Source organism: Betaproteobacteria bacterium, assembly GCA_016720065.1.
In the GTDB taxonomy this organism is placed as follows: Bacteria; Pseudomonadota; Gammaproteobacteria; order Burkholderiales; family Rhodocyclaceae; genus SSSZ01.
Window position 1 is genome coordinate 1 of the sequence record JADJXY010000001.1, and the last position, 22,586, is coordinate 22,586.

General features: G+C 58.4%; 10 protein-coding genes and 12 pseudogenes. 4 read left to right on the forward strand and 18 right to left on the reverse strand.

Features of this window, described 5'->3' with window-relative positions; all coding sequences use genetic code 11:
* Positions 1-84: 84 nt before the first annotated feature.
* From IPM73_00005 to IPM73_00085, 17 genes and pseudogenes are all read right to left on the reverse strand, one after another.
* Positions 85-387 (reverse strand): hypothetical protein, encoded by a 303-nt coding sequence (locus tag IPM73_00005; GenBank protein MBK8916492.1) that lies wholly within the window; start codon positions 385-387, stop codon positions 85-87.
* A 64-nt stretch (positions 388-451) separates the two neighbouring features.
* A pseudogene (locus tag IPM73_00010) lies at positions 452-962 on the reverse strand (SLATT domain-containing protein).
* Positions 959-3,995 (reverse strand): annotated as a pseudogene (locus IPM73_00015) (type I restriction endonuclease subunit R). The pseudogenes IPM73_00010 and IPM73_00015 overlap by 4 nt, the downstream one beginning before the upstream one ends.
* A pseudogene (locus tag IPM73_00020) lies at positions 3,992-5,310 on the reverse strand (restriction endonuclease subunit S). The pseudogenes IPM73_00015 and IPM73_00020 overlap by 4 nt, the downstream one beginning before the upstream one ends.
* Positions 5,307-5,718: pseudogene (locus IPM73_00025) on the reverse strand (N-6 DNA methylase). Before IPM73_00025 ends, IPM73_00020 begins: the two co-directional pseudogenes overlap by 4 nt.
* 74 nt (positions 5,719-5,792) lie before the next feature.
* Positions 5,793-6,568 (reverse strand): annotated as a pseudogene (locus tag IPM73_00030) (ATP-binding protein).
* Positions 6,558-8,068: pseudogene (locus IPM73_00035) on the reverse strand (IS21 family transposase). Before IPM73_00035 ends, IPM73_00030 begins: the two co-directional pseudogenes overlap by 11 nt.
* 114 nt (positions 8,069-8,182) lie before the next feature.
* Positions 8,183-9,563, reverse strand: a pseudogene (locus tag IPM73_00040) (ATP-dependent DNA helicase RecQ).
* 1 nt (position 9,564) lies between these two features.
* Positions 9,565-10,468: pseudogene (locus IPM73_00045) on the reverse strand (WYL domain-containing protein).
* A gap of 355 nt (positions 10,469-10,823) precedes the next feature.
* Positions 10,824-11,703, reverse strand: a pseudogene (locus tag IPM73_00050) (ParB N-terminal domain-containing protein).
* Positions 11,700-12,610, reverse strand: a pseudogene (locus IPM73_00055) (ParB/RepB/Spo0J family partition protein). The pseudogenes IPM73_00050 and IPM73_00055 overlap by 4 nt, the downstream one beginning before the upstream one ends.
* Entirely contained in the window at positions 12,607-14,172 is a 1,566-nt protein-coding gene (locus IPM73_00060; protein ID MBK8916493.1) for a recombinase family protein, read from the reverse strand. The pseudogene IPM73_00055 and the gene IPM73_00060 overlap by 4 nt, the downstream one beginning before the upstream one ends.
* A gap of 148 nt (positions 14,173-14,320) precedes the next feature.
* Positions 14,321-14,788 carry a hypothetical protein gene (locus IPM73_00065; GenBank protein ID MBK8916494.1) on the reverse strand — a complete coding sequence of 156 codons (468 nt, stop codon included), beginning with the start codon at positions 14,786-14,788 and terminating at the stop codon, positions 14,321-14,323.
* 82 nt (positions 14,789-14,870) lie between these two features.
* Positions 14,871-15,257: pseudogene (locus IPM73_00070) on the reverse strand (nucleotidyl transferase AbiEii/AbiGii toxin family protein).
* Between the two features lie 297 nt (positions 15,258-15,554).
* Complete coding sequence (locus IPM73_00075; GenBank protein MBK8916495.1) at positions 15,555-15,785, reverse strand: DUF2188 domain-containing protein; 231 nt, start codon at positions 15,783-15,785, stop codon at positions 15,555-15,557.
* A gap of 128 nt (positions 15,786-15,913) precedes the next feature.
* Positions 15,914-16,192, reverse strand: a complete 279-nt coding sequence (locus tag IPM73_00080) for a hypothetical protein (protein ID MBK8916496.1) — start codon at positions 16,190-16,192, stop codon at positions 15,914-15,916.
* Positions 16,193-16,284: 92 nt separating this feature from the next.
* Positions 16,285-18,549 (reverse strand): GTPase domain-containing protein, encoded by a 2,265-nt coding sequence (locus IPM73_00085; protein ID MBK8916497.1) that lies wholly within the window; start codon positions 18,547-18,549, stop codon positions 16,285-16,287.
* Between the two features lie 330 nt (positions 18,550-18,879).
* On the opposite strand from IPM73_00085, the gene IPM73_00090 reads away from it, so the two are divergent.
* Both IPM73_00090 and IPM73_00095 read left to right on the forward strand, forming a co-directional pair.
* Positions 18,880-19,701, forward strand: a complete 822-nt coding sequence (locus IPM73_00090) for a type IV toxin-antitoxin system AbiEi family antitoxin domain-containing protein (protein MBK8916498.1) — start codon at positions 18,880-18,882, stop codon at positions 19,699-19,701.
* A complete protein-coding gene (locus IPM73_00095; GenBank protein MBK8916499.1) occupies positions 19,698-21,125 on the forward strand; it encodes a nucleotidyl transferase AbiEii/AbiGii toxin family protein in 1,428 nt (475 codons plus the stop codon). The genes IPM73_00090 and IPM73_00095 overlap by 4 nt, the downstream gene beginning before the upstream one ends.
* Positions 21,126-21,177: 52 nt before the next feature.
* On the opposite strand, the pseudogene IPM73_00100 reads toward IPM73_00095, so the two are convergent.
* Positions 21,178-21,372 (reverse strand): annotated as a pseudogene (locus IPM73_00100) (hypothetical protein).
* A 142-nt stretch (positions 21,373-21,514) separates the two neighbouring features.
* Here IPM73_00100 and IPM73_00105 point away from each other — a divergent pair.
* Positions 21,515-21,751 (forward strand): hypothetical protein, encoded by a 237-nt coding sequence (locus tag IPM73_00105; GenBank protein MBK8916500.1) that lies wholly within the window; start codon positions 21,515-21,517, stop codon positions 21,749-21,751.
* Between the two features lie 269 nt (positions 21,752-22,020).
* The gene (locus tag IPM73_00110) at positions 22,021-22,497 is read left to right on the forward strand and encodes a nucleoside 2-deoxyribosyltransferase domain-containing protein (GenBank protein ID MBK8916501.1); all 477 of its coding nucleotides are present in this window, start codon (positions 22,021-22,023) and stop codon (positions 22,495-22,497) included.
* Positions 22,498-22,586 lie beyond the last annotated feature (89 nt).

Here is a 22,586-nt window from a genome sequence, read left to right on the forward strand (position 1 = left end):
TCATCCAACCGCCTGACCCGTTGGGAATCTGAAGCTCGCCGAGCCACGTTTTTGTCGCGGGCACCAGATCGAACTTGATGTGGTTCAACTCCGAGAACAATGGTCGGGCTGGACTGATAGATTTCCGATGAGCCAGTACCGTTTTTCGACAAAAGCCTTCAACCTATTCAGGTAAGTCTGCGGCGTGGCGCTGCCATCGCTGAAGACCACCATGTAATCAATATCGGATCTGTTCGTCCATTGAGCGAGGCAGGATCGTGCCTCGCGTTGAAGAGCCGAATCCCGGAAATGCTGCGCAATTACGCCGCTGTCAAAGTGCAGCGCCATCCGCGATTGAAGTGTTGTGATCGAAGTCGTGATCGACGACTGCTCAGTTGTGGAGAGCACGGCACTTGCTGGCCGTGTCCGTCAGAAAACTCAATACCGACATCTTGTCATTTATCCTTGTCCACACTTTGCCGGTGGCTTCGCCTTCTTCGATGCCTTTGCGTGCAGCGACAAATGCGCGTCTTGGAATACTTGGGCTCTTCTGGTTCAGCTCATTGCGTGTACGAGGAAAGGGCCTTCAATCTCTCAGGAAGCTCGCCCAGCCGACTCGTATCAAGCAATTCGATCTCGCGGAAAAAGCGGGCTTCATTCCGAAGAGCCAAAACTGTCCGGTAGCGGCCTGGTGCATTGCAGCGCGCTCGTTGGGCTTGAGAAAGGTCATCAAACCGGTCAGTAGCGACGCCAACAAGGTGAAGGCACTGGCCCACTTTAGGTTGGCTTTTGACCAATGCAGCACCTGCAATCGCACCAAGAGCGGTTGCTGGCACACCCAGCCAGTAGTTGCGGCGAACCCATGTCTTCGGCGTTGAAATGCCCCCTTGCTCGAATACAAGGCGTCTTCTTCCTTCCAGCCGCTCAGCCTCTCTGCAAAGCGCAGAAATCTTGGCTTGATCGGTTGTTTGGATCGGGTTCATCGAATTCTCTTCATCACGCCAATCCGGAAATACCGTTCGAAGAAAGCGGCAAGTTTGTCCAGCACCGTCTGCTTCTTGGCTGCGTGGCCATTGTTCTTGGAAAACCGCGATACCGGCGGCAGGATCTTGGTGATGGCAGTACCGGTTGCCGAGATGCTGCCGTCGCGGAAGGCATTGCTAATGAATTCACGTGCCGCCTCGGCATTATTGAGGTTTTCCTCCGCAATGATGCGTTCCAGCTCCTCGGTCTTTTTCGCCGCAACGAAGGCTTGCCACTGCGCGTCCACCTTGGCCTTGGTGTTCCACGGAATCGACAAACTGTTCGATGAGGTCTTTCTTGTTGCGCAGGCCAGGGCTGGAATTGATGGCGCGTTCGATGGTGGCGCGGATTTCCTTATCGTCGCCCGAACCCTTTTCTTCAGGTACTGCTCGACCAAGAGCAGGATGTAGTCAACATTGATTTCAACCTGCTTGATGAGCTCGATCTCGAACACCACATCGTCGTTGATTGACTCCTTCTCGGCAGCCGACGTCGCCCGGAATTCTGCGTACAGGTTCAAATACAGGCTCTGGTAGTCCTGAAATTCGCGCTCGGAGAGGATTTCGTGGCCAGCGAAATCATCGAAGGCCGTGAGGATGTTCTTCAGCCGCAAAATCGAGCCGAATAGCTTGATGAATGCCTTTGTGCTGCCTCGCCAACAATGGCTTTCCGAGTGGAATCCAGCCGTGAGTTCTCCGACGCGCTTTCGTAATCCTTGTAATACTCGGCGTAAGGTTTCAAGAGAACGATGCCCTTGGCATCCTTGTTGCCAAACAGGGCGAGCGCGTCGTTGGTTTCCTGCTCCAAATTCCGGAAGGAAACAATGTTGCCGTAGGTCTTGATAGAATTGAGAATGCGGTTGGTACGCGAATAGGCCTGGATCAAGCCGTGAGCCTTCAGGTTCTTGTCCGCCCACAGTGTTGAGCGTGGTGGCATCAAAGCCGGTCAGAAACATGTTGACCACGATGACGATGTCCAGCTCACGTTTTTCAGGCGCTGCGACAAGTCCTTGTAGTAGTTCTGGAACTTGTCTGCCGAGGTGTCGAAGCTGGTGCTGAACAGTGCGTTGTAATCCTGGATCGCGACATCCAGAAAATCCCGCGAGCCTTGATCCAGCCCCTCGGTTTCGAAGTCTTCCTCGCCGAGCAGGCCATCACTTTCATCTTCATTCGCGGCAAAGCTGTAGATCAAGCCCACCTTGAGCCGCTGGGCCTCGGGCAACTCCTTTGCTGTGCAACGAATTCCGCGTAGTAACGCTTGGCGGCATCAATGGACGCACAGGCGAACAGCGAATTGAAACCAGCCAGCCGTTTGCCATCGTGGCGGTATGTGCTGGCACGCTTGGTTTTCTGGTCGAAGTGCTCGCGGATGTAGCCCACGATCTGTGTGATGCGCTCCGGCGCTAGCAGCGCCCGTTCGGTGTCGATGGCCGACACCTTTTTGTCTTTGATGCCCGCAGGCAATTTGATCGTGTTGATGTAGTCGATGCGAAACGGCAGCACGTTCTTGTCGTTGATGGCATCGACAATCGTGTAAGTGTGCAGCTTGTCGCCAAAGGCCTGCTGCGTGGTGCGTCGCAGCGGGTTACCTGTGGTGCCGGAGTTCTCGGCAAAGATCGGCGTACCGGTGAAGCCGAACAGGTGGTACCGCTGGAACACGCGCGTAATTTCGGCGTGCATGTCGCCGAACTGGCTGCGGTGGCACTCGTCGAAGATCACCACCACGTGCGCGTCATACACCGGGTGTTTCTTGTTCTTGACGACGAAGCGGGAAAGCTTCTGGATGGTGGTGATGATGATGCGGGCGTTCGGGTCTTCCAGCTGCTTTTGCAGCACAGCCGTGGATGTATTCGAGTTGGCTGCGCCCTTCTCGAAGCGCTCGTATTCGCGCATGGTCTGGTAGTCCAGATCCTTTCGGTCCACCACGAAGAGCACCTTGTCGATATCTGGCAAGCCCCGGCAAGTTGCGCCGCCTTGAAGCTGGTCAGCGTCTTGCCGCTGCCGGTGGTGTGCCAGATGTAGCCGCCTGCCGCGACGGTGCCGAGCTGCTTGTGGTTGGTGGCCGTGGCGATGCGCTGCAAAATGCGCTCGGCCGCGACAATCTGGTAGGGCCGCATCACCAGCAGCTTGCGATCCACATCGAACACGCAGGATGTGGTGAGGACGTTGAGCAGCGAGTGCTTGGCGAAAAAAGGTTTTCGTGAAACCTGTCAGCTCAGTGATGGGCTGGTTTTTCGCGTCGGCCCACCAACTGGTAAAGGAGAAGCTGTTGGAGGTCTTGCTTTTGCTGCGCTTGGCGGACTGTTCCTTCAAATGCCCGTCACGCACTGTGTTGCTGTAATACTTGGTCAGCGTACCGTTGCTGATGACGAAAAGCTGCACGTACTCGAACAAGCCCGAGCCCGCCCAGAAACTGTCGCGCTGGTAGCGGTTGATCTGGTTGAAGGCCTCGCGGATGTCCACGCCCCGACGCTTCAATTCGATATGCACCATCGGCAGGCCATTGACCAGCACCGTCACGTCATAACGGTTGGCACGAGCGCCTTCGACTTCGTACTGGTTAATGACCTGCAAGGCGTTGTTGTGGATGTTGGCCTTGTCGATCAGGTAGATGTTCTTGGTGCTACCGTCGTCGCGCTTCAAGACCTGCACATGGTCTTCCTGAACGCGTGCGGTCTTTCCAGGATGCCGTCATTCGCGCCTGCAATGCAGGTGCTGAAGAATCGCTCCCACTCTGCATCCGACAGGGTGACCTTGTTGAGCTTTTCCAACTGGCGGCGGAGATTGGCTACCAGCTCAGCCTCCGATGTGATGGGCAGGTAGTCATAGGCCTGCACCTGGAGCTGCTTGATGGAAGTCCTTTTCCAGTTCAGCTTCGGACTGGTATGCCGCCTCGCGCACTCCCAGGGCTTCGGGCTGAAATTCGGCGACAACCGTGCTCTCGTTAGACAGCGCAATCGGCTCGTAGCGAAAGGGCATGAGGTCTTCGCTCATGTTGCTTCCTTGAACGTGAGCAGCCGGTCGCGGTAATGCTCATACTGCTGACGGCGGGCTTTGATTTCGGCGGGTAGGCCGCTCGTCAGGTCATTCACCAGCGCATCGAATTTATCGAGGATGGCGACTATGCGTTCCTGCTCTTCAATGGGCGGAACGGGAATCGTGAGTTTTGCCAAGCTCTCGCCAGACAGACGCTTGACCTTTGCGCGGGCGACAAACTTGTTCTTCTCTGCATTCAGTCGTTCCGTCTGGAAGCAGTACGACACGAACTTCGGATTCATCGAGTGCTGAAAAGTAAAGCAGTCGTCGTGAATCGCGACCTGCTCGGTGCCAAGCCAAGCAACCGCTTTGCCGACATCCTCGACCGTTTCACCGACCGCAGCGATAACGATGTCACCCGGTTTTGCAAAGCGCAGGCTCGACGCCATGTCCGGCCGCACATGCGAGACAGCCGCCGACGCCGAGGTTCCGTGTCGGGTATAAATGTCAGCGTAGTGGATGCAGCCGATTCCTTCCTGGACATAATCGTCCTTGGTGAATCGACGGCCGCGCGTGAATTTTCCAATCTCACCCATGGTCATCCACCTTATACTTGCTTGCTTGCTTGCTTGCTTGCTTGCTTGCTTGCTTGCTTGCTTGCTTGCTTGCTTGCTTGCTTGCTTGCTTCAGCGTCCGTGCGTTCGCCGAATGTCAAGAGCGCGTCGCGGTAGTACTTGTACTGCCGCCGACGCGCCTCCAGCTCCGCCTCCAGCTCCGCCTCCAGCTCCGCCTCCAGCTGGGTGAAGGTGTCAAGCACTTTCACAATCTCGCGCTGCACTTCAAGCGGCGGAACTGGAATCCTGATTTTTGCAAGACTCTTTGCCGAAACGTCGATGACCTTCGTGCCTGTCGCGTGCTTTTTCTTCTCTGCGAAAAAGTGTGGTGTTTGCAGGTAGTAAGAGAGGTATTTCGGATCTTGGTCGTGCTTCAGGACCGTGGCATGCCCGCCCGTGACGATCTGCGTTTCTCCGATCCACGCAACCGCCTTGCAAACATCCTCGATGTTCTCGCTGGTGTTGGTAATCACCAGATCGCCAGGATCGACCTTGGCGAGTTTTTCGGCTTTTTCTGCCGGAACAAAGGACTTTGTCTCCGCTGTCCAGATGCCGTAATAGGTGTAAATCTGTCCGTAATGGATGCACCCAACCCCAGACTCCACGAAATCGGCCTTCGGCATTCCGTTGCCGCGCACCAGTTCGCCGAAGTCACCAATAGCCCTGAAGTCAACGCCGTTTGGGCATAGCTTTGCAATCAGGTCGTCGATCTGGCTCATACTTGTTCTCCTTCCAGATCGGCCACAATGGCATCGATCTGCTCCCTTAATTCCGCTTGCCGTTCCACGATACGGCTGATTTTGGCGTTGAGTACCCGAATATCCACTGCCTCGCGCTCGTCTTTCTGCTCAACGTAACTGGACACGGCGATGTTGTAGCCGTTGGCAGCAATATCGCCGTTCTCGACCAGCCGTGCGAAGTGCTCAATGCTCTGGCGGCCGGTGAAGGCATCGAGGATTTTTTTGCTGGTGTTCGGGCAGTAGCTTGTTCTTGTTGCCGCTGCGCACGAATTCGGCACTGGCATCGATAAACAGCGTGGCGTTATCGTGCTTGGATTTCTTCAGGACGATGATGCAGGTGGCAATCGTGGTGCCGAAGAACAGGTCGGGCGGCAGCTGGATCACGGCATGTTGAGTTGCACGCAAAACTGACCCGGGATTTGCACTGAAATCTGACCCACCCGAATGAGCCGAAGTATGGCTCAGGTCATTGCTGGATTTCTAGTCTTCACCTCCTTGCTAGCCTTGGTTGAACTGTTCTTGAAGCGGTAACTTTCGTTGCCGGTTTCGACGATATGGCAGTGATGGGTCAGCCGATCGAGTAGCGCAGTGGTCATCTTCGGGTCGCCGAATATGTTGGCCCATTCTGAGAAACTCAGGTTTGTCGTGATGATCAGGCTGGTCTTCTCGTAGAGTTTGCTCATCAGATGGAATAGCAGGGCGCCGCCGTTCTGACTGAAAGGCAGGTAGCCCAACTCATCAAGAATCACCAGATCAGCATGCACCAGTCGATGGGCAATCTGTCCTTGTTTGCCGGCCAGTTTCTCCTGTTCCAGCGCATTGACCAGATCGACTGTCGAGAAGAAGCGGACCCGCTGATGGGCATGCATGATGGCCTGCACACTGATGGCGGTGGCCAGATGGGTCTTGCCGGTGCCAGGCCCGCCGATCAGTACGACATTGTGGGCAGAGTCCATGAACTCTCCTCGATGCAGATGACGAACCAAAGCTTCATTGACGACGCTTTGCGTAAATCGAATCCCGACAGATCACGGTAAGCCGGGAAGCGGGCAATCTTCATCTGGTAATTGACCGATCGAACTTCCCGTTCCGCCAGTTCGGCTTTGAGCAGACTATCCAGGATTGATTGCGCATTCAGATAGGCTGGCGAACTCTGGGCCGCCAGTTCCTCAATGGCTTGTGCCATGCCGAAGAGCTTCAACGACTTCAGCGTGGTGATCATGGCCTCAGGCAACATGACGTACCTCCCTCAGACTGTCGTAACGCGTGACGTTGGCCTGTGGCTCGATCCTTAGCACCAGCGCCTGCGGCGCATCGATTGGCGCCGGTGGCGGCAACTCCACCAATCGTCCGAGCAGATTGAGTACATGCTGTTTCGAGGCAGCCCCCGCATCAAGGGCCATCTCGACCGCTGTCAGTACGGCTTGCTCATCGTGATGGAGCACCAGGGCAAGTATATCGACCATTTCCCGATCACCCCTGGCCGTTTCAGGAGGGCTGACTGGAGGCGCTTGAAGCCGTCGGGGAATTCGGCAAAGGGTGCGCCATTTCTTAATGCACCGGGCTTGCGTTGCAAGACAGAGAGGTAGTGCCGCCAGTCGTAGATTGTGCGACTGAAGTCATGTCGCCGATCGATGATGCGCGGGTGCTCGGCGATCACGTTGCCTTCGGCCGCCACCACGAGATGATCGGCATAGACCCGCAGGCTGACCGGCCGGTTGGCAAATGAAGCAGGAACGCTATAACGGTTACGTTCGAAGTTGATCAGACAGGTCGGCGAGACGCGTTTGGTATGTTCGACGAAACCATCGAAGGGGATGGCACGGCCATCAATTGGGCCTGCTCATCGATCCAGGCTTCAGCGACAGTGCCGGGCAATTCAGGGTGACGCAGTTCTTGCCACAGCGTCAGGCAGCGCTGTTCCAGCCAGGCATTGAGGGCATCCAGATTCTCGAAGGCGGGTGCACCTTTGCCAGATGCGATGCCGGGAGTCCTGGACGTTCTTCTCGATCTGCCCCTTCTCCCAGCCGGAGGCCGGATTGCAGAACTCGGCTTCAAACAGGAAGTGGCTGACCATGGCCTTGAAACGGGTGTTGATGTCTCGGGCTTTGCCTTTCCGGATTCGATCCACCGCTGTCTTCATATTGTCGTAGATGCCGCGCCGGGGAACGCCACCCACGACCCGGAAAGCATGGTTGTGGGCATCGAACAGCATCTCATGGGTCTGCAACGGATAGGCCCGCAGGAAGAAGGCCCGGCTGTACGAGAGTTTGAGTTGGGCCACCTGTAGTTTGGTCTTCACGCCGGCAATGACCGCCCAGTCTTCGCTCCAGTCGAACTGGAAGGCTTCGCCTGGAGCAAAGGTCAGCGGAATGAAAGTGCCACGACCGGTCGTTCCGGCCGCTTCCTGCTGCGCTTGTCGCCAATTCCTGGCGAAGGCAGCGACCCGGTCATAGGAGCCTTCATAACCCAGAGAGGTAAGGTCGGCATAGATCTGCCGCAGATTTCGCCGCTGCTTGCGATTCTTCTTCGCTTCCGTCTTGAGCCATGCGGCCAACTTCGGCGCAAACAGATCAAGCTTGCTCGGGCTATGTCGATCAGGATATTTCGGCTCGACGATGCCGGTGCTCAGATACTTCCGGATCGTGTTTCGGGACAAGCCCGTTCTCCTGGCAATTTCACGGATGGCCATGCCATCCCGCAGGTGCCAGCGCCTGATTACGCTTAATAACGCCACGTCGATCACTCCTGATTCCCCCGCTCGTTCCCGAGCAGGTCAGTGTCTATACGTGGGTCAAAATTCGATGCAAATCTATGGGGCTAGTGGGTCAGTTTTGCGTGCAACTCAACAGCCCATGTGTTCACCAAACGGCAGACTGACGTAGTCCTGCATTTGTTGGTGCTCGTCTCGCCGAAGTGCCGTTAGACGCTCCGCACGATCCCAAAATGCTTCGTTCAGGGTTGCAGCCGTGAGCTGCCACTTGCTGCCTTGCTTGGCAATGGGAGCCGGTGCTTCCAGAGAGAGTAATGCAATCGTTTTCTCGATGCGCCCCTTGCTAAGATTGACGCGGGTCAGTAGCTCGGGTACGGACAGACCGTGGGGATCTTCTTCAAGTGCGCCCAAAACATCAGCGACTTCTTGGCGGGTCGGAAAGGCGCTTCGGATAAACCAGTCGGTGATGTCAGACTCTTCCTCGCCACTGAGCAGCACGCCATAGGCGGAATCCAGCGCTCGTCCTGCGCGACCAACCTGCTGGTAGTAGGCGACGACCGAGCCCGGCATCTGATAGTGAATGACAAACGCCAGATCGGGTTTGTCGTAGCCCATGCCCAATGCTGTCGTCGCAACCAGCGCTTTGACTTGATTGTTGAGTAACGCCTGTTCCAGTTGCTCGCGGCGATCACCGGTTTCTCCGGTATATGCTTCCACGTTGAAGCCTTGGGTTTTTAGCCAATCTGCGACCTGATTGGCATCCCTTACCGTCAGCGTGTAAATGATACCGTGGCCTGCAGCGTGGCGAGTTGCTCGGCCAGCCATGCAAGGCGCTCGGCTTGGCTTGGCAAGCGGATGGTCTGCAAAGAGAGCGAGGTGCGATTGAGATCACCCCGCGACACGTCCAGCTTTGGCCCAAGGACCGCAGAGAGGTCATCCATCACCCTGTTGTTCGCCGTCGCCGTAGTAGCAAGGAGCCGAAGATTGGGGGGCAGCGTCTTGACGATGCGCTCCAGCAGTCGGTAGTGAGGGCGGAAATCGTGCCCCCAGTCGGAAATGCAATGCGCTTCGTCGATGACCAGCATGGAAATCTGTGCGGCGATACCCGCCAAAACCTGGGTGCGGAAGCGCTCGTTTGCCAGCCGCTCGGGCGAGATCAACAGAATGTCAATTTCCCCGTTGGCAAGTTTGCCTTCGACTGCCGTCCAGTCGTCCATGTTGTCGGAATTAATCGTGGCGGCGCGAACGCCCATCCGCTCTGCTGCTGCAATCTGATTTCGCATCAGCGCCAGTAACGGCGAGATCAATAGTGCGGGGCCTGCGCCAGCTTCCCGCAACAATTTCGTCGCGATGAAGTGACAAAGCTCTTACCCCACCCAGTCTTCTGCACGACCAACAAACGGCCTTTGCCTTCGACAATATGGCGAATGGCATCTTCCTGGCCGTCTCGGAAGGTTGCGTCAGCACGCCCGGAACCGATGCGGAGCAGTTCCAGTGCGTATTTAGGATCGTAGGCCACGTTATTGTTCCCCCTTGTTGTGGTCGGGTGATCGGTAGCCCGGAGCCAACACAGCATTCTTGACGCCGTAAAGCGCCAAATGATCTTTCAGCCAAAGTCTGTACTCGTGACCCTGCAAGCTGTGGTCTGGCGAGGCATCGACGCTCCAACGCTGGAGCATGTAGCCAGCGACTGCCGCACGGACGCGCATGCGAATCGAACCATCTTTCATCCCGTAGTCCATTCGAATGATCTCGGGACGGTTCAAGCGCGGGTGAGGTACCAAGTCCAATTCGACGATCCGAGTCCACCTGGATGTCGTTGTCTGGGCGCTCGTTGGCTTTGGGCTCCTCATCGAGCAATGTCGGTGTTTCGATGCGGGTGACGACGAAGTCCCGGAACTCGCCGCTCTTGCGATCAAAGGCCCGGACGTGCCAGCGCAGGCCGGTGTCGACCAAGGCGAAGGGCACGATCACCCGTTCAGACTCGCCGCTGCTCATCGAGTGGTAGCGGATGGCCACAGGACGCTTGGCGTGGATCGCGCGACAGATCGGTGCCAGTACATCCATGCGGGGACTACTCAGTGCAGCTGGTGATTCGCAAGGAAGCATTGGCCGCGACTCGCCGTTCACACCATCGCCGAACCCAAGCGAAAGCGCTGACAATACCCGCTGCGGGGCATGGTCGAACATAGGCGCGAACGCATTGCCAATCCTGTAGATCTTGCTACTTCCGTCGAACTCGATGTTTTGCGGCGCAACTTCGCGGTACAGAGCCAGGTCGCGAGTGGCTGCTGCGGGTGCTACGCCAAAGCGGCTTGCCAAATCAGGCCGGCCAACCTCCCCCATGAAGTACAGACGGAAGTCGATATAGGCCAAGCGCTCGCGCTGGGCATGACTCAAAGTTTCGACACGCTGGGGGTGCATCGTCAAAGACTCCTCATCCATGCAAGACGACCGGAAGACCGCAAAAATCGGATTGACTACTCATCATGGCGCCACTTATATCATCATTTTGATTACATTATGCGACATCACTTGTGTCTGAGCAAGGAAAAATAGGTGCCGCTGTTCGCCCAGTCGCAGGCCCTGATGCGCGTGGGCAGGCCAGCGGCAAGCCTGTCGGTCACCGCCCTTGATCACGGAGGGAAGCAGAAACTCCGTTTTGGGGGCGATGACCCTGATGCTTCCAGATTGTTAAAGAACCGTGGCCGCCTGCGTGGACGCCGTCACGACCTTCCTATGGGAAGGATTTCGCTCACTACGCCTGATTGCGCACCGTTTATTTGTCCAGCGCCACCATGCGGACGATGCTGTCAAACTCGTTCAGCACGTCGGGGTGATTCCGCGTCAGGTGGCGCAGAATGGCTTCGTTCGCCATCAACTTGGCAAGATAGCCCTTGGCCAGCACCAGGTTGAGGATGTCCTGACCGTAGGTTTGCTCGGCGAGCTTGAACTGCTCTTGGAGGTTGCCCATCTCCCTCTCCATCTTGGCCATCTGGTCGGCGCTGACACCGGTCATCTTCTTGGGCTTGGTCTCGCCGACGAGCAGATTGCTGGGTGTCGCCGCAACCAAGGCTTGGGCATAGGCGACCGTGATGTTGTTGGCACTGACCATCAGTTCGACGCACTCAACCTGACGCGTTGGCTTGAGCTTGCGCAGGACCGCACCAAGGTTTGCCGAAAACGTCTGGTCGCGCAGCAATTCGGCGGCCTCCGGGCAGATGCCTTCCAGCAGGTTTAGCTTCTTGATGATGTGGCTGATGTCCACGTCAAGGGCCTTCGCCAGCTTTTCCGGGGGTGACACCCCGTTCGACAGCGCGGCGGATCATCAAGTGTTCCTGGATGCTGGAGAGGCGATTGATCCGGTTGTTGTAGGTGTAGCTTTCGTCATCCGTGGCCACCAGGCAGGGAGCCTTGTCGAAGCCCAGTTGTTTCAGCGCGACCAGTCGTGTGTGCCCGTCCAGCAAGATGTGCTGCCCCTCGCGGTTGGGCTTTCCCACCGACAGGGGTTCGATCAGCCCGACCGCCTCGATAGATGCGGTGATCTGCTTGAATTTCCGTGAGGCAAGCAAGCCTTCTGGCGTCTTGCGCGAAGGCAGGACGGACGAGAGGGACAAAATCAATGGTTCCGGCACGAAGCCCAGGGGCGGTTTGCTCATGCGCCGCTCCCTCGAGCCCAGACCCGCTCCGCCAGATACTGTGGCAGTGTGTCCAGCCCCTCCGCGCGTAGCAGGGTGGTGAAATTCTCGTCGGCCAGCAGTTGGCGCAGGGCCCCGACAATGAACAGCAAGTTGCGTTGAGCTGTCTCTGCTTTCCTGACCAGCAGCTTCTGTCGCTCGACTTCCCGCTGGTAGTTCCTCACCAGGCTGGACGTGGTGACATCCTCATTGGTCTTGCGGGAGGTCATCCTGCCGCCGATGGATTTGCCTTGGGTGCGGCGACGTTCGATCACACGACGGGCTTGGATCAACTGGCTGCCACGCAGCTTTCCGGTTTCGTAGGCATCTTGCAATGCGGCTTGAATGGCTTTCTCGTCGCTGCCCGCGCCAGCGATGGTGATCGCCGCGTTGAGAGGGATGCGCCCGCTGCCGACGGCCATCAGCAGTCGCTGTTCACCGTTCTGCAGCAACTGCAGGATGCCCTGCACGTACTCCGGACTCAGGCCTGTCTTTTGGGCAATGGACTTCTTGTCGTAGCCCTGATCCCGCAGCTGCTCGATGCCGGACAGCAATTCCAACGGGCTGAATTTTCGTCGGGCGATGTTCTCGGTGAGGCTCATGATGAAGGCCGATTCGTCATCGACGTTAATCACCATTGCCGGGATCTCTTGATGCCCGAGCGTCTTGAAGGCTTTGAACCGCCCCTCGCCGCAGATGAGGAGATAGTGCTCGCCATTGCTCCCTGGACGCGGCGTCACGATGATTGGCTTTTTCAGGCCAATGTTCTGGATGTTGCCGACGATCTGCTCGAAGACCCGGCTGTTGCGCTCTCGGGGTTGAGAACCTCAATCCGGTTGAGCGGAATCATCCGCAACTCCGAATGCCGATGCTCTTTGTCTTGACTCATGCGGCCCTCCGTATGCGGATGCGCCGCGCCATGCCGTAGAGGTAGTCCAGACTGTCGAAGCGATAGCACTCAAACTCGATGCCGTTGTGGTCGGCCAAATGGATACGTGCCTGACCGAAGTCCAGTCGCGGCAGCAGGTAGTAGTCCAGGGCAGCCTGGTTGCTGTCGTCCAGCCGCACGGCCACCGTGATGTCGGGCGCGAGGCTGGTGTCGAAGCGCACCTTCCAGCGCCGTCGCCCGTTGTCGAGCAATTGGCACCGCGCCAGCACCAGTGAAACGGTGAACTCGCGATTCACGGTGAGAAGGTCGGTGGCCGGGTCGCGTTCGACGTTGCCGCCGACGTCGGCAATCATGCGTTCAGTCTGGCTGACGATCTCTGGATGTAGTCTGCGCAGAAACTGATTCACCTCCAGATACTGGTAGTCGCGATCCGGAGTGAAGCCCACCGCCTGGTAGGCGCGAACCAAACTGCCGAATCGATGTGCATAGGCCGCCGCAGACGGCATGCCATCAGCCTCATCGATGATCAGGCCGGAGAGGTAACCGTGGCGCTGGTACAGATTGCGCAGCTTCTCGATCAACTCCTCGTCGCTGTACCGATGCGCCCTTGCGCGCATGATCCCCTGCGCCGTGTAGAAAAGCTCCGGTGGCACGATGCCCTCGAACGCACCTTCTTTTTTGATCCACATGTCGGGGCTGTTAACCACCCGGAGCTTCTTGAGTTTGAAAGACCGACGGTTGTAGATGTTGTTGCCGATGTATTTTTCGTTGGACAGCACCTCGCGGACGGTCGCTCGTGTCCAATCCCGCCCAAGGTCAGTACGCGTTCCTTGTGCGTTCAGCCGTTCGGCAATGTCCAGCTCCGTCAGGTTGTCGGTGACAAACCAGCGGTAGATCTGGTTGACCACAGCAACCTCATCATCCGGTCCCGGCTGCAGAATGACGCGGTCGGTTTGCAGGCTCTTGTGCTCGCCGCGAGCCAATTCACTTTTGAGCGTGCCGGACTGATCGATCAGCACGCGCCGCAAACCATAGCCAGCGGGGCCACCCTGGCGGAAACCCAACTCAATCAGGCGGCACTGCCCGGCGAATACCTTGGCCGACAACTCGCGGCTGTATTCGCCAGCCATCGCACGCTTGACGCCCTTGACGATGGTCGACACAGGCGAACCGTCGTTTTCGAACTGCTCTGCGCAGTACGCGACCTGGATGCCCGCGCGACGGCAGATGTATTCGTAATAGGCGCTCTCATCGGCGTCCTGGAATCGGCCCCAGCGGCTGACGTCATAGACCAGAATGATCTGGAAGTCCGCGCTGCCTGTCTCGACGTCCTTGATCAACTGCTGCAGCGCCCGCCGCCCATCGATGCGCAAGCCGCTCTTGCCCTCGTCGGCATAGGTGCGAACGATTTCGATGTTGCGCCGAGCCGCGTACTCGCGGATCTTGTCGGCTTGGTTTTCCGTCGAATACTGCTGGTGCTCGGTCGACATCCGCACGTACTCGGCGGCCCGAAATGTCGGTGGCTGATCCGCCCCCGGAATGGAGAACTCTTCTGCCTGCATAGACCCGATCACTTTATGTTGTGTGAACTTGCTCTCGGGCCTGCCTTTCACCTCATTGGCATACACGTGGCCTGCAATGCGCGGCCGGAATGCACATGGTTGAAATTGTTGCCATCCAGGATGATCGAGAGCCCATTTGGGCTTGAAGTTAACGCTGGATTCCCTGGGTGTCGATCGAGTCATCTCTTGACGCATCCATCTTGCATTCGCAGGTTTCGCACAGCAGTGTAATTTCAACCACCCATGAGCCCGGTGTTCCATTGGGAAACTCCGGACGTCTTGTGATCCGGTAGATGCCGGAAGGCAGAGCTGACACGTCCATCTTTACCGGATCGATGACTGGCTGCCGATGAGTGGCGGTAGGTTGCTCCCCTTGATCGCCGTTGACCTGTTGTGCATCTCGGTGATTGCGCCAATAGTCGTGATTGCGCTGTGACCACGCGCGCTGGGCCGCCTGCTGGTTGATGCGGTAGTCAGGATCGGATTGGAGTTTTGCCCGCTGCCAGTCGCGCTTGCGAGCCCGCTGGCATTCAGGGGCGGAGCAGAACGCTTGGTCGGGAACCTGTGGGCGGGGTTCGAAGGGGTGGCCGCAGTGCGCGCAAAGTCGATTAGTCATCGTGGTCTCCATGCAAAGTCCGTATGGAGACCGCCACTGACCGTGGCGAAGGGCGCGAAGCGGCTGCCCTATGAAGGGATATTCAACGAGCGACGGTGTTCAACGCGGGTGCCAATGCCACGCTCAAGCGGCCAACGATGGCGGGCAAGGGTTCTGGCGGAAGTTCGTTCTTCTTGAGAAATGCCAGCCACAGCGCCTGGCGCGAAGCGTCGTGCGCAAACTCGTCCGTCAGGCCGACTGGCAGCGCGTCAGGAACCGCCATGCCCCGTCTTTCGAACGTGGCCTTGATCGCTTGGGCCAGCAGAGCAGTGTCCAGAGTTTCTCGTTCCAACAGCACCGACAGATCGAAGTAGTCCTTCAGGCGGCTGTTGGTCATGCCCAGCAATGCGATGGCGTGGAGCTTTTCCGCGATGACGGTGTACGTTGGGTAGGCCCGCAGCCGTGGCGCGGGCATTTCCTCCACCAAAATTTAACGCCCAACCCCTCTCGGTTGGGCGTTTTCGTATCCGGGTTCCGCAGACGGTGCGGGGTTCCGGGCCGTTCTGCGAGTGCCGCCGGTCCGTTGCCCGAGCGCCATAACTCACCCGGTTCGCCCCTGTTCCGCCCTCTCTTCTCTCGAAACCTGCGCCAACCTCGAAGCCGTGGCACACGTAGTCAGTGTTGTTCATCAAACACTTGTGCGCGTGCCATCGGGAGCGGTTTGCTTGCCTGTTTGCACCAGCAGAGTCGTGCATCAACCTGCAAGGTGGCGAGGCCAGCCTCAGAGTCATCCCTTGGGCGGGTACGGGTCGTTGCCGTAGCTGTTGCGCTCACGGATCTGCCCGTCTCGTCTTTGGATGAACAACTCACTCTGTTGGTTGATGGCGATGCCCCGCGCGCGGTCAATCGCCTCTTGCTGCGTGTCATGGATGGATGTGATGCGGTCGTTGCCTTCTCCGCGCACGCCCCACTGATCGCCGCCATTGACGGGTACAACCCATTGGTTCTTTCCGGTCATTTCAAATACTCCAAGAGATGAAAAAAGTGCGGGCTCTGGAAGTCAGCGCGAGCCTGGGCGCATCGGGTACTGGGCCTATGTCATGAAGATTTCTTTTCTTGACGTCTGGTTTCATGAGATCGTTGGGATCACGCCAACGCGCCCGCTGCGCATGGCATCGAGTACCACCCTGCACGTTGCTGCGTGATCACGAGCGCACCGTAGGCCGCGTGCTGTGCCGCAGGCTCTGGTTTGCCCTTGTCCTTCGCCTTGATCTTGAACATGTCGCTCGGCTTGGCGCTGTCCAGGTCCGCGCGCCGCATGATCCGTTCCGCCGTTGTGGCTTCGCCCTTGACCGACCACAACGCCTCGAACACCTTGGACTGACCGTCGGTGTACCGGATCGGTGTGCCACTGATATCCGGCAGCGTCGCCCACTCATGCGGGTTTCGAGCCGGAATTTGCCGGGTTTGTGGCGACCCGCAAACGATACGGCTCGGCAGTCGTTGATGCGCGGGCGTTAGCTAAGGGTCGCCCCCATCTCTTGGCAAACACCTTCGACGACAGCAGCAACTTCGTGCAGAAAGGAGTTCCGATCTGGCGAGGGCGTCACGTCCGGAATGGGGGCGGCACGGTCATAGATCCGCTCGCCGATGATTGAGGCACGCGCATAGCTAGAGCCCCGGCCTGACTGGTTAAATGCCGATTGCCACTCCGGCATGCGCTCTGCGCGCACCCGGCGGGTTGCAAGATCGAGAATCTTGGCCGAAAGCGTATTGGCAACCCCGTCAAAAACCTGCTGTTTGTGGGTATCGTCCGTAGGTTCGATGGGGTCCCAGCGCAGTGGGTTTTGCAACAGGATGTACAGGCGATCCTGGATCTGTTTACGAAGGTCCGCTACCGGCTTGAGGTTGTCGTACTCGTCGCTGAGTCCTGGCGTGCTGAGGCGGCGGCTCAACGCCCAAATGCGCTTCCAATGTTCCTTCCCGACACCTGGCTTGCACGTGAGGCCTAGCCGTGGCCACCACGCATCGTGGAAGCTTTCGGCCGCGTTCTTAACGGCCAGAACGAGATTCATCCGGTCATACACCGGCTTCGCGAGGACTGGCGCTGGCGTCTCCACGATGGTGTCGATGGCGGCCAGCAGCGCCTGCAACTGGCCGATGGTCCGCTTCTGAGCCTTCTTCGTGGCATCCAGATCCTCATCGATCCCGCCGACGAAAAAGCACGCCTCGTTCAAACGCCAGCGAAGGGCGCGCTCCGCGAACGGACCGAGTTCCTCGCCGATCGAAGCCAAGACGTTCTCGGCGGAATCCAGGACGTGCCGCTCCTTGGCGTCTGCGTTGGGCAGGTTGTCGCCCTTGACTTCGTCGAAGTGGGTGAACACGAGTAGCAGTTTGCTGGCGCTGCCAGAGGTGATCATCTCCTTCATGGCAGCTACCGGTGCGGCCTGCATCGGCTGAACAGCGTTGTCGACGAGCACGATGGCGTCAGTCGACTCGATGCGCCGGGTCAGCGAGGTCGAGATGGCCGCGACCGATTTGGGCGTATGGCCAAGTCCCTCACCATCGAGAAGCACAAGTTTTGGCTGCTGCCCGCCGCTCCATGCGGGCAGGAACGCGCCTGACACGCGGACGCCATTCACCAGCGGCGTCAGCAGACGTCCGAAGCGAGGGGAGTGGTTGCTGGAGAAGCGCGTGACCGTCTTGACGAACGTCGCGCGGTCATCCGTCTCCCATGACCACGACTGCGGCCAGCCCTGCTTGTTGCGGCGCACCGTACCATCGGCCAGCAGCGAGAAGCGAAGTTCGATTTCGTCCATGAGTTCGTCGCTGACACGGTGGAACTCGTCATCTTCCCGAAGCCGGCGGTCAAGTTCCTCCTCGAATAACTCGTCGACGACTCGCTGATCCCTCTCGTCGATGGCACCAAGTTCGGTCTTGAGTTGGTCGCCGTGACGGGCCGCGATGGTGTGCAGCGCGGACAGCGTCTCGGACAACAACGCATTGGAGGATTCGAGATCAATCGCGTCGTCAGCGGCAGCCTCCTCAGTCGGCTCAGCGGCGGCGTCCTCGTCATCGTCGTCGTCGGTGTGCGCGGCCAGAGGTCCATTGCCAAGCACGTAGTTGAAGCGGAACCGTTGGTTCACGTGCATCAACAACTTGCGCAGCACTTCGCCGTCACCGTCTCCCCGGTATGCGGACAAAACGGCCTCCGAGATGCACTCATTCAGATGCTCGCGGACTTCGTCGATGGGAAAGAAGGTGACCACCGCCTTGTACGGGCCGTGCGCAAGTACGACCTCGGTCTCATGCACGGTGGTTTTCGCCGTCGAGGTCGACGGAAAGCGCTCGGTCTCGGGGTCCGTGCCGATCAGTTGCCGCAGCAGCGTCGTCTTGCCGGCGCCCGTCGTTCCGAGGAGCAATGCTCGCCGATAGTCGGAGTCCTCCGATGTCGGCAGAGGAATGATCGACTCACGAATGGCGCCAAAGTCGCGCTCCTCCGGTTCCATGCCGTGATAAAAGATCTCTACGACCCGGCGGTGGAACCGCTTTTCAGCCTCTGCCTTTGCCGGCAGGCTCCAATAGGATTCGTCGCCCAGGAGTTGATTAAGCTGTTCCTTCAGATCATTGGCTTCGGCATCATCGGAAGTTCCAAGTCCCTGCCGCACTCGGAGGCCATTTCTCCCGGTATTCGGGTCGACCCTTATCGGATGCCGAAAGATAACAGCCCACGCGCTGCGACCCTGCGACCGGCTCAGGGTGGCGACATATCGCTTCTCCATGACTCCCTCCGTTGTTCAGTTGTTGTTCCGTTGCGCATCTTAGGCACGGCAAATCAAACTGTCAATCATTTTCTGAACAACGATGGAACAACGGTAATTGATCTGGCTGGCGGCGGCGGCCAGCTAGCCCCTCCAACTGATCTGGTAGTCGGGATCAGACCGGATTGACCCGCTGCCACTGGCGTTTGCGGGCGTGCTGAGGCAGAGCTGAGCTGTGGAAGTATATTAAAAGCGCAGATATTCGTATATTGAGCGAACAATGGCACTGCTACAGATTGACTAAGTACACGGTGAGCGCCATAATTCGCACGATATGAGAGTAAATGCGCCATGGGGAACGTAAGCCATCACCTGTCTGGTCTAGGCAAGCTTGACCGCGAGCGCTTGTCCGCCGTCATGCGCGGCACAAAGGGAACGATCACCAATGAGCAAGCCGCGAGGGTCATGGGGCTTGACCAGGCTGACGCATCGAAGTTGCTGGCACGGTGGTGCAAGAAGGGCTGGTTGTCGCGGGTCGCCCGAGGGCTTTACGTGCCCGTGCCGTTGGAGGCCGAGCGGTCTGATTTGCCACTCGAAGATTCCTGGCTGGTCGCCGTCAGTCTCTATTCGCCGTGCTACATCGGCGGCTGGAGTGCGGCTGAGCATTGGGATCTGACCGAACAGATTTTTCGGACAACGGTGGTGATGACCACGACGCGTCCACGGAACAGAAAGCCCACGCTCAAAGGGGCGGCATTTTGGCTCTCCACCATTGCCCCGGAAAAAATGTTCGGCCTGAAGACGGTTTGGCGCGGCTCGGTGAAAGTCTCCGTTTCCGACCCCAGCAGAACCATGCTGGACATGTTGTCCGATCCCCAGCTTGGCGGTGGCATTCGCTCCGTCCAGGATATGTTCAGAAACTACCTCGGTTCCGATGCCAAGAACCTCGACCAGTTGATGGAGTATGCCGAGCGTCTGGGTAACGGCGCAGTATTCAAACGCCTGGGGTTTCTGTTGGAAGCGAACGCTCCGCAGGAGGCCGAGGCAATCGAGCGATGCCAGCGCCATCTGACGATGGGCAACGCACGCATCGATCCCAAAATGCCTGCCGAGGCGTTGGTGATGCGGTGGCGGCTCTGGGTGCCCCGCGACTGGAAGGCGGGTGTGAAGTGATCGAAAAGCAGGAAATCTCGGAACTGGCGCGCGAGCTTTCGCTGGATCTGCACGTCGTCGAAAAGGACTACGTCCTCGGTTGGCTGCTGGCCGGCATTGCCGCGAATCCTCAGCTTTCGGAAAACTGGGTCTTCAAGGGCGGAACGTGCTTGAAGAAATGCTACTTTGAGACGTACCGGTTTTCCGAGGACCTCGATTTCACGGTGACGGAGGAAGCACAACTCGACGAGGAGTACCTGCTGCAGGCATTCCGTCAAATGGCGGAATGGGTCTATGAGCAGAGCGGCATCGAGATTCCTGGAGAGCAGATTCGGTTCAAGTTGTCAGTGCTCGACGGCGGTCGGTACGCGGAGGGGCGCGTCTATTACGTCGGCCCCCTCATGCAGAAGCGCAACTTGGCGCGAATCAAGTTCGACCTGACCAGCAAGGAGAAACTCGTTCTGCCGCCACAGAAAAGGGTGGTGCATCACCCCTACAGCGACTGTCCCGATGATGGCATCCATGTCTTGAGCTACTGCTTCGAGGAGGTTTTTGCCGAGAAGATGCGAGCTTTGGCCGAGCGGGAGCGCCCGCGTGATCTCTACGATGTCGTGCATCTGTACCGGCATGATGAGATTCAACCTGACCGGGGTGTGGTCCTGAAAACGCTGCAGGAAAAATGCGCGTTCAAGGGCATCCCTGTCCCGACCATCGAAAGCCTGCAGCGTGAGGATGCCAAGATCAAGCTGGCCGCCGAGTGGGAGGACATGCTCGCCCATCAGTTGCCTGTCTTGCCCGACCTCGAGCAGTTCTGGAACGAGATTCCGAACGTTTTTCGCTGGCTCTATGGTGAAGCAGAAAAGCCCTCACTGGGATCGGCGCCAATCGTTGGCTCGTTGGACAGCGCATGGCAACCGCCGGCGATGGTTTATTCATGGCGCACAGCAATTCCGCTGGAGTCCGTGAGATTCGCTGCCGCCAACCGACTGTGCGTCAATTTGCGCTATCAGGACTCTTGGCGACTGATCGAGCCGTACTCGCTTCGCCGCAGCATGGACGGAAATCTGCTGCTTTGTGCCGTCAAGCATGAAACCGGGGAATCCAGAACTTACCGGGTGGATCGGATTCAAGGTGTCGAGGTCAGCAGAACGCCATTCACCCCCCGGTACCAGATCGAGCTGACCCCGACCGGGCCATTGGCGGCACCGCCGGTTCAACGCCTTGCCGCACCAAGACAATCGATCAACTCGCGACCAAGGGTCTCGGCTGGCAGAGCCACAAAAACGCTGACCGGGCAGACTGGGCCCACCTATGTGTTCAAGTGTCCGAGTTGTGGGAAGCAATTCCGCCGGAAAACCTATGACGCAACATTGCCATCCCACAAGAACAAAAATGGCTTCCAGTGCTTCGGGGGCTTTGGTTCGTTGGTGAAAACGGAATATTGAAAAAGGCTGAGCACGCGCGCGATCAGGCGCTCATGGGAGCGAGGTCGCGCGATTACTCATGGGCGACCACTTCCATATAGGGGCGCATCACATTGGCGACCCGGCAAACCTTGGCGTATCGCCACAGATCGTCTGCCGACGCCTTGCGCGCCCTCCAAGCATCTTTCAGCGCCTCCAGCGCCACGTCCAGACCGATCTTGTTGCGGTGCTTGAAGCAGTCCACGACCGTCTTGGCCGTGCCGTACAGCAGCCCCTTCTGGCTGGCCAGATCGAGGACGCGCTGGGTGTGGGTGTCGGCAAGCATAGGGGAAGTATGTTCCGTTTATTCGTCTAATGTAAGACTTTGCCGATGAAACGGAACGTGGCTGACCGGCCACGCGGCGGCTGGTATGCGCCATTCCGACACCCATTTACGCCCATTTCTCGATGCCGGGCAGTGCCGGCGTTGCAGGGTCTTGGGGCTGATGTTCCAGCGCAGCGCGAGTTCGGTTTCGGTGAAGGCGGGTTCGGTCAACATGGCGCTCCTTTCGTCGTTCGTGCCGGGCATTACGGCGGCGAATGCGACGAAAGCCAAGTTGCAGGCCCGAAAGCGCCCGGCACAGGCGACGGCTGCGCGTGCCATTTGACCTCTCTGAACTTCCGGCCGTGGGCATGTGCGGGGGCGCGGAATCCTTCCCCGGAATCGCGCGCATATGGCGGCCCTTCCGACCGGGTCTGAGGCTCAGCGGAGACGTGGGTTTCGTTTCCTGTTAAACTCCACCACCAAAATTTAACGCCCAACCCCTCTCGGTTGGGCGTTTCACTTCTGGGTCCCTCAGGACAAGCAGGGATCGCGCATTTTGCGTGGGCCAGGAGTGGTTCTTCACCAAAGTGGCATCACCGCGGCGGGAGTCCCTTGCGCGTAATCCGATCCCCTGAAGCCCTCACGACCTTGCCTGCCGAGCGCAGCGTGTTTCTGGCGGGGTCGATCGACATGGGGACGTCCGAAGACTGGCAATCCGCGCTGGCGCAAGCGCTGGCCGGCACCGAGGGCGTTCTGTTCAACCCGCGCCGGGAAAATTGGGATTCCAGTTGGCCGGCGGATGTGGTGTCGCCCCCTTTTGCGCAGCAGGTGGAGTGGGAGCTGGACGCCATGGAAGCCGCGGGCCTCATCGTCTTCTACTTCGCGCCGACTTCCCAGGCGCCCATCAGCCTGCTGGAGCTGGGTCTGGCCGCGCGTACGGGCAAGGCCCTGGTGTGCTGCCCGCCGGGCTACTGGCGCAAAGGCAATGTGGACATGGTGTGTCGCTACTACGGCATGCCCATGGTCGAGACCCTGGCGCAATTGGCGCAAGGCATCCGAGGCTTCTGCGTGGCGGGCCGGCCGGGGTGAGCCCCGGTTGGGACCGAAGCCGCACCGGCAAACATTGACCCGGCCCCGGGTTTGGGGCTAACATCCGCCGTTTCGAAAAATTCCCCAAA